We start from the raw sequence: 19,516 nt of genomic DNA on the forward strand, positions 1-19,516 counted from the left end.
TCAAAACGCGTTTCAGCGCTTCGTTCAGCCACCTTCAGCGCCGGGTATTTCAGGAGTGAAATGCCATTTTGATTTTTCGTGTCTAACTTGACGCACTCCCTGTTTATTTTCTGACAGTCAGCGTAAACTCCTGCGTCTTGCTGATCCTCTGATAACCCAACATGCTGAACACGACCGCTGCCGCCCCTCGTAGGGGATTTGACCTGACGTCCTCCGCTTTTCTGCTCGTCGCTTTCCTCACCGGAATTGCCGGCGCATTGCAGACGCCCACGCTGAGCTTGTTTCTGACCGAAGAGGTTCACGTCCGCCCGGCGATGGTGGGGTTCTTCTTTACCGGCAGTGCGGTGATCGGCATTCTGGTCAGCCAGTTTTTGGCAGGGCGTTCCGACAGGCAGGGCGACAGAAAAAAGCTCATCGTCTTCTGCTGCTTCTTAGGCATGCTGGCCTGCGTGCTGTTCGCCTGGAACCGTAACTATTTCGTCCTGCTGTTTATCGGCGTCTTTCTGAGCAGCTTCGGCTCGACATCAAACCCACAAATGTTTGCGCTGGCGCGTGAGCATGCGGATAAAACAGGGCGCGAAGCCGTCATGTTCAGCTCCATCCTGCGTGCTCAGGTTTCTCTGGCCTGGGTGATTGGCCCGCCCATTGCCTATGCGCTGGCAATGGGGTTTGGTTTTACCGCGATGTATCTGTCCGCAGCAGCAGCCTACATTGTGTGTGCGGTCATTGTCTGGATGTTCCTGCCGAGCATGCTGAAAGCACGCCCAGCAGCCGGTACGCATATTGAAGCGCCGCGCACCAACCGCCGCGATGCGCTATTGCTGTTCGGTATTTGCACCCTGATGTGGGGCACCAACAGCCTGTACATCATCAATATGCCGCTGTTTATTATCAGTGAATTGCATCTGCCGGAGAAACTGGCCGGCGTGATGATGGGCACCGCTGCGGGGCTCGAAATCCCTACCATGCTGATAGCCGGTTACTACGCAAAGCGCTTTGGCAAGCGCTTCCTGATGCGTATCGCCGTGGTCGCTGGCGTGCTGTTTTATGCCGGCATGCTCACCGTCCATTCCCCGGCTCTGCTGCTGGCAATGCAGCTGCTGAACGCTATCTATATCGGGATCCTCGCCGGGATTGGCATGCTCTATTTTCAGGATTTGATGCCAGGCCAGGCCGGAGCCGCCACCACGCTTTACAGCAACACGACTCGTGTGGGTTGGATAATCGCCGGTTCAATGGCAGGCGTTGTGGCAGAAATCTGGAGCTATCATGCGGTATTCTGGATTGCTCTGGTGATGTGCGTGCTGAGCGCCATTGGCCTGTTAAAAATTAAAGACGTTTAAGGTGCGGTAAGGGCTTCCAGGTGAATAAGGTAAGTCATCGCCAGTTCACGGCTGGTGGAGCACATCTCGAAGGAAGGCTTCAGCCCGGCGCACACTTTTGGACGCAGCGGTGAGCCAAAAATCTTGCAGCGCTGTTGAGCATCAAGCTGCACACAGGGCGTATTGGCAGGCTTGCCTAACACATCCTTATTCACCGTTTAAAATGCAAGCTTCGTCTATGGGTTAGCAGGTCCTATAAATTGAGCAATCATCCTGATGTTGTGGCTGGGCGAAGTGCTTGCAAAAATACAGCAGCATATGAAATGCGGCCTTAAATTTGTTGCACGAAGAAATGTACGAGCCTATATCCTAATAATTATTATTCAGACAAACCCATGGCATGTATGAAAATATTGTGTAGATGCACGTAAAAAAAAACAAACAGACTTTTCAAAAATGACTGCACTATTCCACAAACCAGACACCCTTCTGCTAATCAATCTGATGCAATACTAGAAACTCACCTTTATCTTACTGATTAATTTGTTTGTACAGTTGCATAATCCCTATATTTTTGCATTGCTTCAACAGTATCCATCCTTACTAAGGAACACATAACATCTATATCTAGGGCTGGCGTTCTTTTAAGCATAGATATATAGGGGGCAGTTTCGTTTATGTAGTTTACAATTACTTTATAGTTGGAGAGATACTTTTTATTAACTTTTAAAGACACTTCATTAGGATAATGAGAAAGAAAATCATTAATGCTAATAATCATATTATCCACTTGCAATATCAATAATTCAGTTGCATCGAAATACTTCACAAATAACGACCTACCTAATGCCTTAAATAATTTATCTTCAGTCATTCCCATACCATATTCACTACCATACTTTTCCGATAGCATTGACTTAACATCAAGGTCTAACTGATTTCTGGTTTTTAAGAGTACAATCAGATGATTGTAATTAGAAACAACTGTAAAAATTGTAGTAGCTTGAAGCCAGGGCGTAGATTTAATATTGCACTTATTATTTTTATGAAACAACTTCCAGGCTTTGCTGCTAGTGGTATCACTTAATCCAACCTGAACCAATCGTTCTGATTCACAATACATAACTGTTTCATCACATATGATAAAAGGCATATAACCTGCCCTCTGAAGCGGGTGATGACTCAGGCCATCAGAATATGTACTTTTGATTGCAACAAGATTATTTTGCATATCCTGAAACATCATTATCGTTTTATTAATTGTATCAACCTTAATTCTTTCATTCTGAACACATTCTTGCCATTTATACCCGCGAATGGCGATTATGTATCCAAATACTCCACTTACAACCAGGCTAATCATAGGCAAAATATAATCTTTAAAATAATCAACCTCTTTTAAAGTAGCATTAAGATTGTTTATAGAAACAACTAAACTATAAGGGTCAAATTCGATCGACATTACATTTCTCACTTTATTTATCATATGATAACCTACCACTTTCATGCAAAAAATAGTAGTAATCAGTGACAAATCATGTACACTATTTGTTCACAATTCACATCTTTCTCCGTACCACAATCTTCTTAGTTTATCCTATTTATATTAACGGAGGTAAAACCACTAATGAAGCCAAAGCTGTATTCGTACGTGCGTTTTTCATCTGTGAAACAACGGGAAGGTAACTCCCTGGAGCGTCAGCAAGATACCGCTCTAAAAATTGCGGCCCGTTATAATCTCGAACTTGATACGACGGCTTTCCACGATCTTGGCATGTCCGCGTTCAAAGGAAAAAATGCTCATGAAGGGAAGCTATCGGAGTTCATCAAGCAGATTGGGGTTAAAATTCCCGTTGGTTCGTGGCTAGTAGTCGAAAATCTTGACCGCATTAGCCGTGATGATGCCTGGACCGCCTTGGATATATTCAAGAGCATACTCAGCAAGGGGATAGTTGTTGTTACTGGCATGGATGAAAAGGTCTATAAGTACGCGGACGTAAAGAATAATCCAACCGATTTAATCATTTCATTGTTGATGTTCACACGCGCCCACGACGAATCGTTGACAAAAAAGAATCGGGTTGAAGCCCAAGCCCGTTCGCTGATACGGCACAACCTGACAAGAGACGCGGGAACACCAGCAAAAGCAATAGAATCAGTGGGGCAGAATGTCTGGTGGGTTGATACTAAATCAGGGAACGTTGAGCCGCACCCTATTTACTTCAATACAGCACAAAAAATAATCGAATTGAAACAGAGCGGCGAAACGTTGCTGGGAATCCAGCGGTATCTTAACGAACATTACCCAGCACCTAGAAAACGAGTTTATAAAAACCAAGAAGGCAACGTACAACCACCTAAAACTGAGAAATGGGGCAAACACTTAGTTAGAACATTCTTGAACCCTACCGTTCACGGGCAAAAGGTTTTCACTCTGGATAAACGCGATGAATCAGGTGCGGTCATTTACGATTCTGATACAGATGAACCTCTCAAAGAAACATACACGATCCCAGACTACTACCCTGCTCTGATGTCAGAAATTGATTATCTAACGCTTTCACAGTTAGACCATCACCGGGCAGTCACTCGCAGTTCATTCAATCATCCTGAAGGAAATCCTGAACCAGAAATCCCATTACTCTCAGGGCTCGGTATACTCTTTTGCGGGAATTGTGGTTCATTCATGTTCAAGTCGGGTTCAAGTAAGAACAAGTACCGTTATATATGTGGTTCAAAGATTGTTCAGGGTAAACCATGTGGCAAGAAAGGATTCACGTCATATCAGCTTGAACATGCAGTTTTGCAACTTATCGCCGATCATGTTTGGACCAACCACCTAGAAGATAAAACTGCCTGGTACGAATCAGAGATTGCGAAAGAGTCAGAGGGAATTGAGAAGCTGCTTAAATTAGCAATTTTGACAGATGATATTGATGCCCTAGCAGAGCAGATAAACGATCATAAAAAGATTAAAGTGCAGCTAGAAAATGAGTTCAAACGGTACAAGATTAGCAGATCAGAAACCCAAATCTCTGGATGGGAGCAATTTAAACAGTTCGATGTGCACGATACGAAAAATCCTGACCGTAAGAGAATCCGTTTGAGGGTAAAGCAAGCGATCAAGCGCATCGATTGCTATGACATAAATGATCGATATGGTCATTTTTTAGTCATATTTGCCGACGATAAAAAGCAAAGAATAGTGATCAAATTTAACCGTAACCGTTCACCCGGCACCACGTATGTCGATCGTGCAACGATCAAAAACGATGAAATACTCAAGATGCAAGGGCTGGTTCTTCACTCCTTCATTGATGAGCTAATCGATCCCATAGGATTTGCCCTACAAGTCAAGGAAAATCATGAGTTCAGCAAACTCAATCCAACATTTATAACTGAGCTCGAGGATGATCTACATCAGCAGACAGAGGACACAGTTGCAACACATGTATTAATGAGTAATGGGGACGGCAAAGCTACCGTAACCGTCGATGGTGTTGTACATGAAATTAACTCGCTGGAAGATATAGATAAATTTGAAGTCGCCGAAAAGTCCAGTTCAACTTAAGCCCTGAACAAGTCTTAAGCAAACCATTTCGAACGTAGCTCACTCAAAAGATTTAACAGCCTCTTTTACCGCTTCTCTGAAGATTGACTAGTCAATCTTCAGTCTTGCCCCGCAACAATCGATCGCTTTTATAGATCAATCTGCATTTATTGATAGATTTTACAGATCAATATAAAATCATGATTTCACTGCCAGATTTTGCTTCAAAGTCACCGCTTTAAGCCTTCTGGAAAGTCTCTGTAATTCGATTGCGCAAGGAAAGCTTCGCACATGAACCATAAAAAACTTATAAAAGTCACAGTGTTATACGCAGCATTAATTACAAGTACTTCTACAGTGGCATCTGATAACCGTAACCACTTTCAAGGCATTGATACTGTAGATCAGCTTTTGGAACTCCCAACAAGCAAGCTTTGCGTTGGTGGAGGGCCGTCTTCAGATGACATAAGGCTCATACTGCTGAATGGGCCTTTAGCACTGCCTATGTATCAAAATAACCCTGCGATGGCTCGCATGATGATTGATGAACAATCCATCAGTATTAAAACCAGAATCAGGGAAAAGTGTTCATCCAAAACGATTACATCTTCACGTAAACTCACAAAAAAAATGCTTAGAAATGAAAGCGAAACGTGCCAACAAGGTGCACCGACAAAAGATGAAATAAAGGCATATATAAAGGAATCAAATGATCCCAATATCGATATTGATAAACAATTGCGGGATATCCCTTACGAATATCGTCTTATGATGGATGAAGGCGCAAAACTCAAAGGATTAACACTTCGCGAAATGTTTATAGAGGATGTAGCCACAAAAGCATCCCAGGGCTGGGAAAGAGCATGTGCTAATAAATCATATTCCAAAAATAATCGTAATGAGCTCACAACTCCAGTTAACATTGAAGAAGAATATCGTATTACGGATAAAAGACTAAATGACACATGGAAAACCCTACCATCTCAAAAACGTAAAGTATTACTACCATCACAACGAGAATGGATCAAAAAACAAGCTAATTGCAATCAAGATACTCAATGCTTAATTGATATGACCAACAAGCGTATTATTGAACTTAAGGTTGAAAACAAAGATGCTAAGTAACGAGTTGTGCGTGATATCAAAGAATACTTACTTACCCCCTTCACTAAATAATATCTATAGAGGGAAATACAAAGTTGAACGATTTCACCTGACAGATACTTTCATCGTTGAATACATGCAAGTGATACATCGAATAGAAATACCTGATTCGTGGGTTAGTAGCCTCTTCCTTGACATACCAGACATTGATAGTCGTAAGGTTATGTATATGGAAAGTTGCGATATTTTATCGAAAGGTGTTATGCATGAGATCCGCAACGTGGTGAAGTCTCCGCCAAATAACCTAAAGATATACCGGAATGACGAGTATATTACGAAGATAGAGATTCAATAAGAATAAAAACATTTTCAGATGAAAGCCCTCTTTATAATATAAAATATTATCGTAGAGATGCTCTGTGATTTTTATATCTTCTAAGGATTTGTTTGCCCCCCTTGCCAACCTAAAGCTCATGAAATAAAGCTTACGTAAAATGCTAATATGACACCAACAGATCAGTTATCACAAGCACCAATATCTTCGATATTCTACATACTGCCAAGGTCCAGCATCAAAGGAAGTTCTGTCGATTAAAAACAGAAGTGCCAACGTAATGCCAGCACTTCTATCTATTAGAATAAATCAGGCCCACATGCTTCTGATATCCTGAAAGTCAAGCCCCACTCGAGTTTGAGATGCGCCAAATTTATGCAAAATGTTTAATGCATATTCATATCGTAATTCAGCAATTGCAATAGCCTCTACATCTTTCATTACCAACGTCTTACGAGCTTCTTTTACTTCCTCTCTTGCAGCATAAAGAGTAATTGATTGCCCATCTTTATAATAGCCTTGTTTAGTTGCAAAAAAAGTATCCCAGACAATATTATCTTTCCCTAGCGAGTATGCTACAGGAGTGCCACTTTCATTCAAAAAAAGATAGTCATTGCGGTTCGCATTTTTATTAGCATCCCTAATTGCAACAGATTCTAATTTAACAGCTTTAAAGGCTAAATAGGTATCACCTATGCGTGATTGCCACTGTTTCACCCTTTGTCCGGGAACCATATCACACGCAGGTGTAACACAAACCCATTTATCATCTCCAATTTTCAATATTGTGCCAGTTCTTAAGTGATTGTTATTTACTGACATGGAGCAACTATATGCGTTTAAAAGCCCTAAGGTCTTATCTTTATCTGCCATGCATTCACTAAAAAAACTTTTAACAAAATCCCTATTATCTAAAGATGTAGTGCAGCCAGCAGCTTTAATAAGCCTTTTAGAAAAATCTCGTAGCTCTAAACGAGATGCTGTCGCTAGCTGCTCCCAATGTAGATTAATAGCTTTATCATGAGCTGTATCATTGTCGGCTTGTTCCAATAGATTAAAAAGCCATCCAGCTTGAGCTGGTCGGTTGTTTATTATATTACAAGCCTGCTCGATACCTCTTTCATCTAACTCATAACGCATTTTAGCCATAAGTAGATGCATTGGTGAAGCATTTCTTTTAACTAAAGCCGCGTGTAATGAATCTATTAACTCCTCAGCAGGATCCTCGGAGCTTTTTCTTATTACCGATATGAATGTCTTCCCTGTGCTTATAAAATTAGTTTCTTCATCCCAGTCCCATACCAAGTCTGAACTAACCTGTTTTTGAAACTTCACATCAGCTTCTTTTAGTAGATCATAGAACTTCCATTTGAGTAGCTCGTCAACCTCTATACCTGTTGCTCTAGATATGTCATTTATCTGCGCTAAAAAACCATACATAATATGTTGGTCATTATTTATATCTGCAAGCTCGTCATTACTTTTTGATGTGTAATCTCTTAGTATGGAAAGAAAATCAACCGAACCGTCGATCCATGGAAAATCTACTCCATCATTATTATCAAAGAGCCAATTCTCCATTCGAGTATTCGTATCCTCTGATGAGATAAAACCGCTATCAGAATCTAATACAATCAGGCTTGAAAGTATTTCAGAAAATACATTTTTTATATCTCCAGCATAGCCTTTTGTATGAACTAAGATCAGATTGTAGTGATTGTTTTGATCAAGCGATTTAATGATCTCTCGCGCTCTGGTTCCATCATCAACAGCAGTATCACCATCAAGATGGTAATCTAGTATAATTAAATCACTATGATGTATATGCGGTGGGACATTGTTGTCTACACCAATATTAGGAGAATGCCCATTAAAGACATCAACCCCCCATTGATACGTGGAGTGGCACATGTTAATGATTTTCTTTAACCTATCCACATTGACATCAATTTCTGCACCTGCACCTGCACCTGCATTTTCGCCAGCATTCGCATATTGCCGTTCAATTAATGATAAAAGCGTTGGATACTCATCATCAATGACTGTGACATTTCTAATAGTGTTAATAAATGCCTCTTCTATTAAAGAAGAATAAGTTATTGCCATATCAGTCATTTTATCAATCCTCTAAAAGTAAGAGCGAAATTTGCACCACAAAGAGTTTTAAAATTATCTCTAGTTTCATAACGTATACTATGCCCACCAGCCATGAGGTTCTGCTTACAGAGATACAGGCCAACTCCTCGCCCTCCTCGTTGCTTACGAGTAAAGAAAAGTGTAAACAGACTATCTATATCATCCTCATCTACTCCGGGGCCGTTATCACTTACTACCACTTCGCCATCCTTGAAAGATAGAAGTATTTCTTTAGTATCCTTGTTTTGCCTTTGCACCCAATAAATTGAATTATTTATTAAGTTTATGAAAACGGGATAAATACGTGACTGTAATTCCATAATGGAAAAATCATTGAATTCAGGAGTACATTTAAAGATTACGTCGCCATTTTCAAAATATTTACAGAAATAGCTACGTATATACTCGCTTATGCTATGGCCTGTAATCCGTTGAATTTCTTTCTTACCAGATAGTTTCAGTGGTGAAAGAAACTTTAATTTATCTATTAAGGACCCATGATATGTAAGTGCCAAATCTAAATTTTTTCTTTGTACATTAGTAAGATCTGTATTACTCATCATTTTCAATGCATGTGTGAGTTCTTGGTCAAGCCCATCGAGCTCATGACCAATGATTTCTACAGTAATGCCAAGTTGAGCTAAAGAATGAAGTCTAGCAATCTCCTCTTGATACTTTACAGACTCATTCATGCTGTGTATTGCCAAACCTTCCAGATCTATCTGCTCATTTATTCGTTCTAAGGCAGTTATATATGGTGAAAGTTTCTGCGCATTTTCAATCTCAATCCTTTGATGCTCTGTATCCAACTTCTCAAGTACATATGCAAGCGATACTTTTTGAAGGTTTAGATCTTCAAGGCTATCCTCCATAGCCCCCTTGTATTGCTCACGACAAACCTTAACCAGTTCCTCGAACTCGCTTTGTTGCTTCACAAGCATTTCTTTGCCTCGAGAGGCATATTTTGTTATGGCATTATTAATGCTAGCCAGCTTGCTTCGATAAACCTCGCTAGCTTTCTCGTAATCACTCTTGTCAGTTGACTCTTCAATTGCTCGGTTGATTACGTATGTAAGCCCTTTTATCATTTCTCTGCATTGAAGTTCTTCTTTTCTGTAAGAACGATAATCATCCTCTAACCGGCCTAGATTGGTAGGTATTGGACTTAAAGAAAAATCTTGAATCCGTTCAGCAAACTCATCAACAGCGTTCTTTAGAGCTTGCAAGTCATCAATGGAATTGAGATTAATTCTGCTTTCCAAGTTCTTATTAAAATCAGCAATTGTTGTTGCCAAGTTGTGCAATGAATCTGCGTTGTTTTTTATAGCAGAGCGTATTCTTTTTCTTTCTTTGGACAGAAGCTTGTTGCGATCCTCTATAGCTTTTTGTACATTTTTCTTCTCCCTGATATCATCTAAAGCATCCTGTCTACCTTTAGATCCGCTCCCAAAATGCTTATCAGCAGAATCAATCAATATTTTCTGCACAATCTCACGGAAGATCTTAGATGCTCTATTTTCAATAAATCCTTCTCGACCAGCTTTATCTTTTAAGTTAGGGTTATCATGACGCGTAATTGCAATACGTCCAAACATGCGCCGCCCTGACCAAAAATATCTACCAGCATTTTTTGATCGACGCTCTTCTATTGAAAAATAATCACTATCAGCACGCCCATAAGGCATTACTCGCAAACCATCCCGATACACTCTGAATCCAGAATATCTTTCTGACTGTTCAAGGAAATGTGCATGTTGTGAGTCATTAAGCGATGTGCTATTAATATTTAATTCAAATGCACCAATACGTATATGAAATGGTCCAAACGCACTATCTTTTCGAGTTTTATATACTTGCTTTGGTTTGATTACATAATCTTCAATCCACTCTCCAAAAACTTTTACTCGCCCTTTGAAATAGCCCTCATTATCAACATTCCCTTCAATAATATGCTCTATGTCTTCTAAACTACTTAAATCGAATTCGCGATTTTCCCCAATAATTACTTTCGGCAAACCGTTAACCCAGCCAGTTACACTATAGTTAAAATCGTTAATTAGTGGTTCGCCATCTCTAGAAAATGGGTCAGTGAAATTCGAAAGTGTTTGGAAAAAACGCTCGCGTGTACTTCTCTCTGCATCGTCAGTTTGGTCGAGAGCAGTGTTTGAAAGTTGTATGTACAAATCGTATTGCACATCTGCTATAAACATTGCTGTTCCATGCAAAGACTCGCCAGTCCATACAGGCCACGTACAAAAATGCTTCTCTCTAAAAACATCTTGAATAAGGGTTTGTTCTATTTTCTTTTGCGTCGTAATGTCAAGCCCATCTTCCTTCTCTTGGCGGCTAAATGAATCCCATGCCGCGGTAATTCTTTTTGTTCGCTCAAGATCATTAGAGTTTCCCCACACATTCCCCATCATCTGATCAAACAAGAGAGGAAGGATTTCACTAAGTTCATGCTTGCTGCTAAAATCTCTAACCGGTATTTGGACATCACTTAAGAATAAAAATGGATTTTCGAATAAACGCCAATCTATAAGGGCTGCTACATAATCGCTATTTTTCCTTTTAGATATCAAAAGTAACAATGGACCAATAGCAGCGGAAGATAAACGCCCAATTCCTTTTTGACCTTGTTTAGGCCGTTCCGGCAAGCCATCACGATCATCTTCAGGGATATTAAATCCATTCGTTTTAGACTCAGTACCAACGACAAGCCATTTCGACTCGAACTCATTTCGGTTCATTCCATGACCATTGTCTACAATGGCTGAAACATTGAGTTCACCATCAAATATGTGAAGAGCAACATCACGTGCATAAGCATCATAAGCATTCTTCCACAATTCTGAAATTGCAGTGGGGCAATCGGCGATCTGTTCTCGCCCTAAGTGGTCAATAGTCCTTGCTCTAGTTTGAAACGTGACATGATCAGTCATCAAATGCATTCCTTATCAAAATCAATATTTCCACATTCATCTGAATCATCTTCAATCCGCTGTACTGACAGCAACTTGATAATAGATTTAAGCAATGCTTCGCCTAACTTTATTGGAACTGCATTACCTATTTGTTTAGCAACTGCCATAGTTCCCCCATGAAAAATATAGTCATCAGGAAATGTTTGTAGACGGGCTGCATGTCTTAGCGTAATACCATGATGCAACCAAGGATGGACAAACCTCCCCTTCGAGGGGTTGTTGCAACCAGTGGTTATTGTGTTCGAAGGCAGATGTGGATAAATCCGACCATATACATCCAAATGACCACTATAGTTTTGATGGCAGGCAAGTTGCCTTCCCGATTCGGTTCTATCGCCCAGCAAAGGTGTATTTTTGAACAACAACTGCAATTCAGCCGAGTGTTCCATATGAACATTACATGGATCATCTTTTAGAATCGGTGAACCCCATCGCAATTGCTTTATACGGCATTCTGCCAATTCTCTAGACAAATTGAACTTTTCAACTAAACGTTCTTTGAATTCAATTAAAATCGACTCAGGTGGACGTTCGAACACGCAAGAAGATGTAACCCATTCTTGTGGACCACATTTGGTATGGGTCGGTTCTGGGGGCCAGACAAAGCCACTAGCATCTATATCCGCCCTCACAGCCAGTATAAATGCTCGCTTCCTGTTTTGTGGTACGCCGTAATCTCTTGCATTCAGTATGAAAGGTTTCTCACCTATGACCCGATAGCCATGTTCGTGTGTTAATGAAAAAAATTGAGTCAGATACTCAGCATGACGAGGCCAGAGCAGGCCAGGAACGTTTTCAACAAGAAAAACCTTCGGCCTGAACTTTTCTACGAAATCAAAGTAACGAAGCAACAATGCGTTTCGCGGATCATCTTTGCCAGCATCATTGATCCGATGTGTCGAAAATCCTTGGCAAGGAGGACCTCCTAGTATCAGATCTAGTTCTCCAGCCTTTATGCCCTGGAATCTCATTAGAGAATCAATATCTACATCATTGATATCTTGAGAAAAAACCTGAGTTTGAGATTCATTACTTTCTACTAAGTTCATGTAATAGGTTTCTGAGGCCAGCTTGTCTAGCTCGATTGCAGCCTGAACATCAATACCAGTTCTGTGTGCTGCAAGAGAAAATCCCCCCGCGCCAGCAAATAAATCAATAGCTTTCAATTTTAGTTACTCAGATTCTATGTTCAATTCCCAGTATTATACGCAGCATATCCCCCTTGTCCTACCCCTCCAACTTGTGTGAAACATTTTCATAAGCCATTGTGCACTTATGGGTTATCGCTTTGTAAGAACTGCTTTTATCTGGGCCACATACCTAGTTCAACCTAACTATCAATAGCATGTAGATGGTTCTACGGCTGGTATCAGCAATCGACCGTTTTATGACCCCCTCATTCATATATCAATTACGGTATCAACAAAATACCATATTGATTTAATGATACCCCGCCAATATAATGATACCGTTTATTGATACCTTTGGAGAATGTAATGGGGCGTACTTTTGCATACTGCCGTGTTTCTACCAGCGAACAGACAACTGACAATCAAATCCTGGCGATCCGGCAAGCTGGTTTTGATGTACTTGATAGCCGTGTTGTGTCAGAAGTCGTCTCAGGTGGTGTAAAGGCGATGAAACGTAAGGCTTTTGCAGATATGGTGAATCATAAGCTGGAGTCTGGTGATCGGCTGATTGTGCTCAAACTGGACCGCTTGGGCCGTGACAACATCGATGTACAGCAAACTATCGCGATGCTGATGGAAAAGAAAATTGATGTTGTATCGCGGGACCTGCCAACACATAACCTAGCTAGCGCAGAAGGGAAATTAATGTTGCAAATGTTTGCAGCGTTTGCGGAGTTCGAAAAGTCTCGTATTACAGAACGCACCAAAGAAGGACTTGAACGAGCGAAGAAAGAGGGTAAGAAGTTGGGCCGCCCTGTGGCAACAGAGACGCGTAAGCGTGTACAGGAAGCCAAGGAGAAAGGCCTGAGTCAATCTAAAGCTGCCGCTGAACTTGGGTTGAGTCTGCCGACCATTAAGCGTAACTGGAACCTCAACCTCAAAGAAGGGAAATAGATGGTATTGCTTGGCTCGACCATCTGGTGCATCGATATACGCCAATCTCTAATATAATTTCATCGGATGTCTCGTTCTTAACGATGCAACGATGATTTCTATTGCGTCAAGGTAAGACTAAATTTAAATTGAAGTGTATCGAAACGAAGAGATCAACGAAATGAATGGATTACAAAAAATAAAACTGTTGGATAGTATAGGCACAGAGCTACAGTCACAGATGACATTTTCTGATATCGATACCTACTTCAAAGGTCACGGTGTCCCTACACAGGATAACTATCCGCACAATAGCAAAAGATCCTATGCTAAAGACATGCTTGCTAAGGTAGAAGAGGACAAACTTTTTATTATAGCTGATGAGTTAGGCCTTCTTGATATTCCACATAATTTTAAAACCGAGAGAGAGGTCGAAGCAGGCTTCTGGAAACCTGGGCATTTTAAATTATTTCTTAGCCATCTCGCATCGTTTAAAATTCAAACATCTCACCTCCAAACCGCATTACGGAAATATGCAATATCAAGCTTCGTGGCCCATGAGGATATCGAGCCAACGAAAGAATGGCAAAATGAAATTGAAACAGGCCTTAATACAATGGATGCTTTGGCGGCAATCCTCATGCCAGGCTTTCAGGAAAGTAAATGGTGCGATCAAGAAGTTGGTGTTGCAATCGGTCGCGATATCTTAGTTATCCCAATACGTAAAGGGCTTGATCCATACGGGTTCATCGGTAAATACCAAGGAATTCAAGCGCAAGGCAAGAAAATTGGAGAAGTCGCTGAGGCTATATTTGAAACACTATTAAGATCTCCTAAAACTAAAAGCAAACTGCTTGTAGCACTTTCAGGTTCTATTTCCAATGCAACCACCCCTGATGAGGCCATCGATAAAGTTAATATTTTAAAATCTCTCGACAGTGTACCATTAGATATACTTGAAAATCTTAAACAGCAAGTCACAGATAATAACCACCTCACGGAGTCTAAGGATTTCTTGACCATGCTGAATTCAATGTTAGGGAAATTTGGGATACAAAAACTGGTAGTAGGCAAGATCAAACAAGAAGCGGAATGGGACGATATACCGTTTTAAATGATGTAATATTCGATTACAACGTATATATAAGGATTATTGCCAATTAATCCTTATATGACCCTTAATCTTCAAAACCCCAACCATTGGATAATGTTAGACTATCATCTTCATCTCCCCATGTATGTTTGTTAATAGGAGTCGAAGCTGACATATATGAACGACTACGCTGCCCAGGCAATCCAGAACATATTGCTAAAACAGAACATTTTATTATAATTTTACCTTCTTCCCGAGCAATATCGGTGACCTTACAAAAGCATCCTGCAACCTGACGTCCAGTCAGCCATAGTGAATGGGAAGAACAGGAAGTAGCGTACCAACGGTCAAACGTAAAGACAATCTTGATAGAATTCGCGGAACGAGTACCTTGAACTAATTGATCTGGGCCTTTTACAATTACATTTAGCTGTTTAAAATTAAATGCACCTTCAATATATATTATATCGTTCCTGATAACTGTATAACCAAGATCACACTTATCAAACCTGTCGGATATGTTTGTTACAGATAACTCATTCAAAATTTTCAGAAAAAACTCTTTAGCATATGAATATCTTAGTATTGAATGAACACCAGAATATGCATACATGCTATCAGACTTTTCGGGTATTAACCCGCCATTAGCATCCAAAACACCTGCACGAAATGCATTCTTATAGGTCTTTAGCTGTTTAAAATCAACCGCTGTATCAGTTGCAATTTCACATAGCCGCAGCAGATTAAAATAATGCCAAGACTCACCCACAGTTTGTGCTGCACGGCGGATTACGATTGAATCGTCAACCTTTACTTTATCTTCCCATTGCTTTTTTAAACTCCGAAGTCTCTCTGGTGAAAAATTCTGGTTCAAATCACCTTTCGTATGAGCTTTTGCATGATCATTCGGGCATAGTACAATCAAATTTTCAGCATCATGAGAGCGGCTTTTAGCCCAAGGTACAATGTGGTGTACAACGACGGGTTCAGTTTGCGAACGACAAACGCAGCATATCCATTTATTATCAAAGAGTAATTTTGCTAAAACTGTTTCTGGAATTGGTGTTCGACCAGAGCGAATATCTTTAGCTATGGTTTCGGGTAACCCAAAAGAGCATAACTCTTCGATACTTTTTGATTTTAGCGAAGCGATTGTATGTCCAGCACGGGTTAAATCACGTGCGAGATCTGATTGAACCCCTCTAGCTAGCAAAGCCTTTTCAGTTTTATTATGAGTAACCACCATTATACCCAACCCCACATTTTGTCTGGAAGAGGAAGTTATGTTATCGCTTTACTAAACTTTCTAAAACAAAGAGATGATAATCAAAGTATGCTAGTTTTGGGAGATACAGTGATGCCAGAGCCATCATTTGCCTCTCATACAGCAATCATTCCGGTTAATGTCATAACTTCACATTCGGTAAGCTTAAAGACATAACTTAAAACGCCACCAGAGCGTTTCTAAGCGATTTTCTTGACCTTGTGAGTGGTAGGGTACAAACCAACATGTAAAACTCCGCTAAAATGATTACACGAACGATTCCATCCACTGTTAATTGATCGGGTTCATTCTGAGCTTAGATGTTGAAAAAATCCTCTGCCCTTCCCCCGAAGAAAATTTACCGCTGTTTTTCGCGAGATACGATATGCGTTCAACAAAGTCAACAAGAGCATTGTGGTCATCCCTTGGGATACTGTATCGACCATTAGGTAAATGCACTCGACTGATATCATCAGTCAATTCGTCCCAAAGTTCACTTATTAACCCAATCATACCAGTTTTACCAAAGCCTGCGGTTTGAACCTGGAAGTGAGGTAACGCAATCCAGCAGTGGTAATGAGCCTGTATGGCCTCTTCCTTTTCTCGAACCCAACCATAAGCAAACTTTTTAATTGGCTGTCCGTTCCAGGCCTTCTTTTTAAAGCGCCCTCTTAAACGTTCAAAAAGGTTACTCACTAGAACATTGCTTTCCGAGACAGGCATCCCCTCCGGTACTGACAAGTCGAATCGGAAGGCAAAAATCTTGCTGTAGTGCGATTGCATCGCATGTAGCTGCATAATGAACGCATCGATTATTTCTTTTCTGATCGGATGCTGACCCTTCTTCGAAGGATCATAGTTCAAACGGTATACAAGACCGTTGAAAACATACTCGGAGGTATGAATGAGGCGATAACGCCCATCATCACGATGATTGGTTATTTTTTGAATAGGGAATAAAGAGAGACCGGAAGACATACAACGAACACCACGTAATAGATATTAATATTTACCAGTAACAGCGAGCAAGGGAACGCGCGAAGCGAAGCCGCACCGCTACTAGAACAAACGAGGTGTAAGTTCGCCGACGGCAACTCCGAAAAGTTTCCGCAACAAATCTTTATAACTATACACCATGAAATTATTTATGGCAACAATTTTTTAAGGCGAGGTCTGCCTTTCAAGGTGTATCAGGTAAGCTATTGCCTCTTCGCGGTTGGTATGGCACATATCAGGTGAAGGCTGTAGGTTACCGCATACTTTAGGACGCAAAGTCGATCCGAAGATATTGCATAAATTATCTTCCGATAACTGGACACACCTGACATTAGCTGGCTTGCCCTGCGGCATCCCAGGAATAGGACTTGATATAGAAGGAGCGATGCAACATGCACCGCAATCAATACGACACTGCATTAGAATCCCCCTGATTCGACCTTTAAATTTCCCATGACTTTCACAGCAGATCATTGTTGCCGTTAGCCTGCTTCAGACCCTTTAACTTCATACTATGAGTAATTGACTATTAGGCTTGCCCTCAGGCATTCCCGGGATCGGGCTGGAAATCGAAGGCGCGGTACAGCAGGCGCCACAGTCCGGTCGGCAATCCATCATTGAGTCTCTCATTTAGCGGGAACCGCACCTTATCACCTTTTCACAAATCCGGCGAATTCCACTTGCCTGAAAGCCCCGGCACGAGTACTTTGACGCGATATTTTTGACTCTTTTGAAACAGGATTATTGCAATGCCAAGAGCGAATGAAATCAAAAAAGGTATGGTGCTGAATTACAACGGCAAATTGCTGATTGTGAAAGACATCGATATCCAGTCCCCGAGCGCCCGTGGTGCAGCGACCCTGTACAAAATGCGCTTCGCCGACGTGCGTACCGGCCTGAAAGTGGAAGAACGCTTTAAAGGCGACGACATCGTGGACACCGTAAGCCTCAACCGTCGTTTCGTGGATTTTTCTTACATCGATGGAAACGAATACGTTTTCATGGATAAAGAAGATTACACGCCGTACACCTTCACCAAAGATCAGATTGAAGAAGAGCTGCTCTTTATTCCTGAAGGCGGTATGCCGGATATGCAGGTTCTGCTGTGGGACGGCCAGCTGCTGGCGCTCGAACTGCCACAGACCGTTGATCTGGAAATTGTAGAAACGGCTCCGGGCATTAAAGGCGCGTCAGCAAGTGCCCGCAACAAACCTGCGACACTGACGACCGGCCTGGTCGTTCAGGTTCCGGAATATCTCAGCGCTGGCGAGAAAATCCGCATCCATATCGAAGAAAAACGCTATATGGGTCGCGCAGACTGATCGATGCTGAAACGGAAAAAGGGCAACTCATTTGAGTTGCCCTTTTTTATTGCCTGCTGGCGCTACGCTTAGCAGGCCTACGGTTTAAACCACCAAACGTGTTGCAGGCCGGATAAGGCATTAGCCGCCATCCGGCAGTGTCCGTTACAGCAGTTCAGGGTATTTGGTCATCTTGAGCGCCAGCTCAACGCCGCGCACTTCAGCCATGCCTTTCAGGCGGCCAATCGCCGAATAACCCGGGTTGGTTTTCTTCTTCAAGTCGTCCAGCATCTGATGGCCGTGGTCCGGACGGAAAGGAATCGGGCGCAGATCGCCTGCTTTCTTACGGCGAGACTCTTCAGACAGAATGGCATCAACCACCGCAACCATGTTCACGTCACCGTTCAGGTGAGAGCCTTCGTGGAACGTCTTCGGATTCTCTTCGCGGCAGGTGGCACGCAGGTGAGTGAAGTGAATGCGATCGCCAAAGGTCTCAATCATTTTCACCAGGTCATTATCTGCACGCACACCGTACGAACCGGTACACATGGTGAAACCGTTATTGATGCTGTCGACGGTCTCCTTCAGCCACTGCATATCTTCAATGGTTGAAACAATACGTGGCAGGCCGAGTATTGGACGCGGTGGATCGTCCGGGTGCACAGCCAGGCGCACGCCCACTTCTTCAGCAACCGGGACAATTGCGCGAAGGAAGACAGCCATGTTTTCACGCAGCGTGTCTTTGCTGATGTGGTCATATTCCGCCAGACGCTGACGGAACTGGTCGAGGGTGTAGCCCTCTTCCGCGCCAGGCAGGCCAGCAATGATGTTGCGGGTCAGCTTTTCGATTTCTGCCGCGCTCATCCTGGTGAAGTAATCCTGCGCCTGCTTCTGCTCTTCAGCACTGTAATCAGCTTCCGCGCCAGGGCGTTTGAGGATATGGATTTCAAAGGCGGCAAAGGCAATCTGGTCGAAACGCAGCGCTTTTGAGCCATCTGGCAGCGTGTATTCGAGGTCAGTACGCGTCCAGTCCAGAATCGGCATGAAGTTGTAGCACACGGTATCAATGCCACAGGCAGCCAGATTACGGATGCTCTGCTGATAGTTCGCAATCCAGGTTTTGCACTCACCAGACTGGGTTTTGATGTCTTCGTGTACCGGAATGCTTTCGACTACCGACCAGGTCAGCCCTTTTTCGGCCAGTAATGCCTTGCGAGCCTGAATCTCGTCGACCGGCCAGACCTGACCGTTCGGAATATGGTGCAGTGCCGTCACAACACCGGTGGCGCCAGCCTGGCGCACATCATCAAGAGAAACCGGATCATTCGGTCCATACCAACGCCAGGTTTGTTCCATTGTTTCACCCTCT

14 protein-coding genes and 2 pseudogenes are annotated in these 19,516 nt (G+C 42.2%); 6 read left to right on the forward strand and 10 right to left on the reverse strand.

All coding sequences use genetic code 11. The features are described from left to right. Positions 1–161: 161 nt before the first annotated feature. On the forward strand, positions 162–1,343 hold the full coding sequence (gene setB / locus ACLW56_RS03705; protein WP_330982476.1) for a sugar efflux transporter SetB: 1,182 nt from the start codon (positions 162–164) through the stop codon (positions 1,341–1,343). Here the strand turns inward: setB and ACLW56_RS03710 are convergent. Both ACLW56_RS03710 and ACLW56_RS03715 read right to left on the reverse strand, forming a co-directional pair. Next, positions 1,340–1,519: pseudogene (locus ACLW56_RS03710) on the reverse strand (YkgJ family cysteine cluster protein); the annotation flags it as partial. The gene setB and the pseudogene ACLW56_RS03710 overlap by 4 nt on opposite strands. Before the next feature lie 341 nt (positions 1,520–1,860). Continuing rightward, positions 1,861–2,784: a hypothetical protein gene (locus ACLW56_RS03715; RefSeq protein ID WP_330982477.1), complete on the reverse strand. Its 924-nt coding sequence runs from the start codon at positions 2,782–2,784 to the stop codon at positions 1,861–1,863. 165 nt (positions 2,785–2,949) lie between these two features. Here ACLW56_RS03715 and ACLW56_RS03720 point away from each other — a divergent pair, with 165 nt between their 5' ends. Continuing rightward, positions 2,950–4,893 (forward strand): recombinase family protein, encoded by a 1,944-nt coding sequence (locus ACLW56_RS03720; protein WP_330982478.1) that lies wholly within the window; start codon positions 2,950–2,952, stop codon positions 4,891–4,893. Between the two features lie 270 nt (positions 4,894–5,163). Continuing rightward, positions 5,164–5,997 carry a lysozyme inhibitor LprI family protein gene (locus ACLW56_RS03725; protein WP_330982479.1) on the forward strand — a complete coding sequence of 278 codons (834 nt, stop codon included), beginning with the start codon at positions 5,164–5,166 and terminating at the stop codon, positions 5,995–5,997. A 622-nt stretch (positions 5,998–6,619) separates the two neighbouring features. Here ACLW56_RS03725 and ACLW56_RS03730 read toward each other — a convergent pair. From ACLW56_RS03730 to ACLW56_RS03740, 3 genes are read right to left on the reverse strand one after another with little or no spacing between them, the layout of a single operon-like run. After that, entirely contained in the window at positions 6,620–8,425 is a 1,806-nt protein-coding gene (locus tag ACLW56_RS03730; RefSeq protein ID WP_330982480.1) for a response regulator receiver domain, read from the reverse strand. Continuing rightward, positions 8,422–11,388: an ATP-binding protein gene (locus ACLW56_RS03735; protein WP_330982481.1), complete on the reverse strand. Its 2,967-nt coding sequence runs from the start codon at positions 11,386–11,388 to the stop codon at positions 8,422–8,424. The genes ACLW56_RS03730 and ACLW56_RS03735 overlap by 4 nt, the downstream gene beginning before the upstream one ends. Next, positions 11,388–12,596 carry a DNA cytosine methyltransferase gene (locus ACLW56_RS03740; RefSeq protein WP_330982482.1) on the reverse strand — a complete coding sequence of 403 codons (1,209 nt, stop codon included), beginning with the start codon at positions 12,594–12,596 and terminating at the stop codon, positions 11,388–11,390. The genes ACLW56_RS03735 and ACLW56_RS03740 overlap by 1 nt, the downstream gene beginning before the upstream one ends. A 330-nt stretch (positions 12,597–12,926) precedes the next feature. Between ACLW56_RS03740 and ACLW56_RS03745 the strand changes: the two genes are divergently transcribed. Next, complete coding sequence (locus tag ACLW56_RS03745; protein ID WP_330982483.1) at positions 12,927–13,514, forward strand: recombinase family protein; 588 nt, start codon at positions 12,927–12,929, stop codon at positions 13,512–13,514. A gap of 160 nt (positions 13,515–13,674) precedes the next feature. Then, the gene (locus ACLW56_RS03750; RefSeq protein WP_330982484.1) at positions 13,675–14,607 is read left to right on the forward strand and encodes a toll/interleukin-1 receptor domain-containing protein; all 933 of its coding nucleotides are present in this window, start codon (positions 13,675–13,677) and stop codon (positions 14,605–14,607) included. 64 nt (positions 14,608–14,671) lie between these two features. Here ACLW56_RS03750 and ACLW56_RS03755 read toward each other — a convergent pair whose 3' ends face one another. From ACLW56_RS03755 to ACLW56_RS03770, 4 genes and pseudogenes are all read right to left on the reverse strand, one after another. Further along, positions 14,672–15,832, reverse strand: coding sequence for an HNH endonuclease signature motif containing protein (locus ACLW56_RS03755; protein ID WP_330982485.1), 1,161 nt, complete (start codon positions 15,830–15,832; stop codon positions 14,672–14,674). Positions 15,833–16,141: 309 nt separating this feature from the next. Beyond that, on the reverse strand, positions 16,142–16,828 hold the full coding sequence (locus ACLW56_RS03760) for a YagK/YfjJ domain-containing protein (protein WP_330982486.1): 687 nt from the start codon (positions 16,826–16,828) through the stop codon (positions 16,142–16,144). A 183-nt stretch (positions 16,829–17,011) separates the two neighbouring features. Further along, entirely contained in the window at positions 17,012–17,266 is a 255-nt protein-coding gene (locus ACLW56_RS03765) for a YkgJ family cysteine cluster protein (protein ID WP_415377526.1), read from the reverse strand. 108 nt (positions 17,267–17,374) lie between these two features. Next, positions 17,375–17,461 (reverse strand): annotated as a pseudogene (locus ACLW56_RS03770) (YkgJ family cysteine cluster protein); the annotation flags it as partial. 134 nt (positions 17,462–17,595) lie between these two features. Between ACLW56_RS03770 and yeiP the strand changes: the two are divergent. Further along, the gene (yeiP, locus tag ACLW56_RS03775) at positions 17,596–18,168 is read left to right on the forward strand and encodes an elongation factor P-like protein YeiP (protein ID WP_330982487.1); all 573 of its coding nucleotides are present in this window, start codon (positions 17,596–17,598) and stop codon (positions 18,166–18,168) included. 144 nt (positions 18,169–18,312) lie between these two features. On the opposite strand, the gene uxuA is transcribed toward yeiP, so the two are convergent. Continuing rightward, a complete protein-coding gene (uxuA, locus tag ACLW56_RS03780; protein ID WP_330982488.1) occupies positions 18,313–19,503 on the reverse strand; it encodes a mannonate dehydratase in 1,191 nt (396 codons plus the stop codon). Between the last annotated feature and the right edge of the window lie 13 nt (positions 19,504–19,516).

The sequence above is a fragment of the Pantoea sp. sgz302252 genome (genome assembly GCF_047713085.1).
Lineage (GTDB): Bacteria > Pseudomonadota > Gammaproteobacteria > Enterobacterales > Enterobacteriaceae > Scandinavium.

Coding starts and splice junctions, on each gene's coding strand:
- ACLW56_RS03715 (WP_330982477.1), bottom strand. CDS start 2,784: ATGTCGATCGAATTTGACCCTTATAGTTTAGTTGTTTCTATAAACAAT.
- ACLW56_RS03755 (WP_330982485.1), bottom strand. CDS start 15,832: ATGGTGGTTACTCATAATAAAACTGAAAAGGCTTTGCTAGCTAGAGGG.
- ACLW56_RS03745 (WP_330982483.1), top strand. CDS start 12,927: ATGGGGCGTACTTTTGCATACTGCCGTGTTTCTACCAGCGAACAGACA.
- ACLW56_RS03730 (WP_330982480.1), bottom strand. CDS start 8,425: ATGACTGATATGGCAATAACTTATTCTTCTTTAATAGAAGAGGCATTT.
- yeiP (WP_330982487.1), top strand. CDS start 17,596: ATGCCAAGAGCGAATGAAATCAAAAAAGGTATGGTGCTGAATTACAAC.
- ACLW56_RS03735 (WP_330982481.1), bottom strand. CDS start 11,388: ATGACTGATCATGTCACGTTTCAAACTAGAGCAAGGACTATTGACCAC.
- uxuA (WP_330982488.1), bottom strand. CDS start 19,503: ATGGAACAAACCTGGCGTTGGTATGGACCGAATGATCCGGTTTCTCTT.
- ACLW56_RS03725 (WP_330982479.1), top strand. CDS start 5,164: ATGAACCATAAAAAACTTATAAAAGTCACAGTGTTATACGCAGCATTA.
- ACLW56_RS03760 (WP_330982486.1), bottom strand. CDS start 16,828: ATGTCTTCCGGTCTCTCTTTATTCCCTATTCAAAAAATAACCAATCAT.
- ACLW56_RS03720 (WP_330982478.1), top strand. CDS start 2,950: ATGAAGCCAAAGCTGTATTCGTACGTGCGTTTTTCATCTGTGAAACAA.
- ACLW56_RS03765 (WP_415377526.1), bottom strand. CDS start 17,266: ATGCAGTGTCGTATTGATTGCGGTGCATGTTGCATCGCTCCTTCTATA.
- ACLW56_RS03750 (WP_330982484.1), top strand. CDS start 13,675: ATGAATGGATTACAAAAAATAAAACTGTTGGATAGTATAGGCACAGAG.
- setB (WP_330982476.1), top strand. CDS start 162: ATGCTGAACACGACCGCTGCCGCCCCTCGTAGGGGATTTGACCTGACG.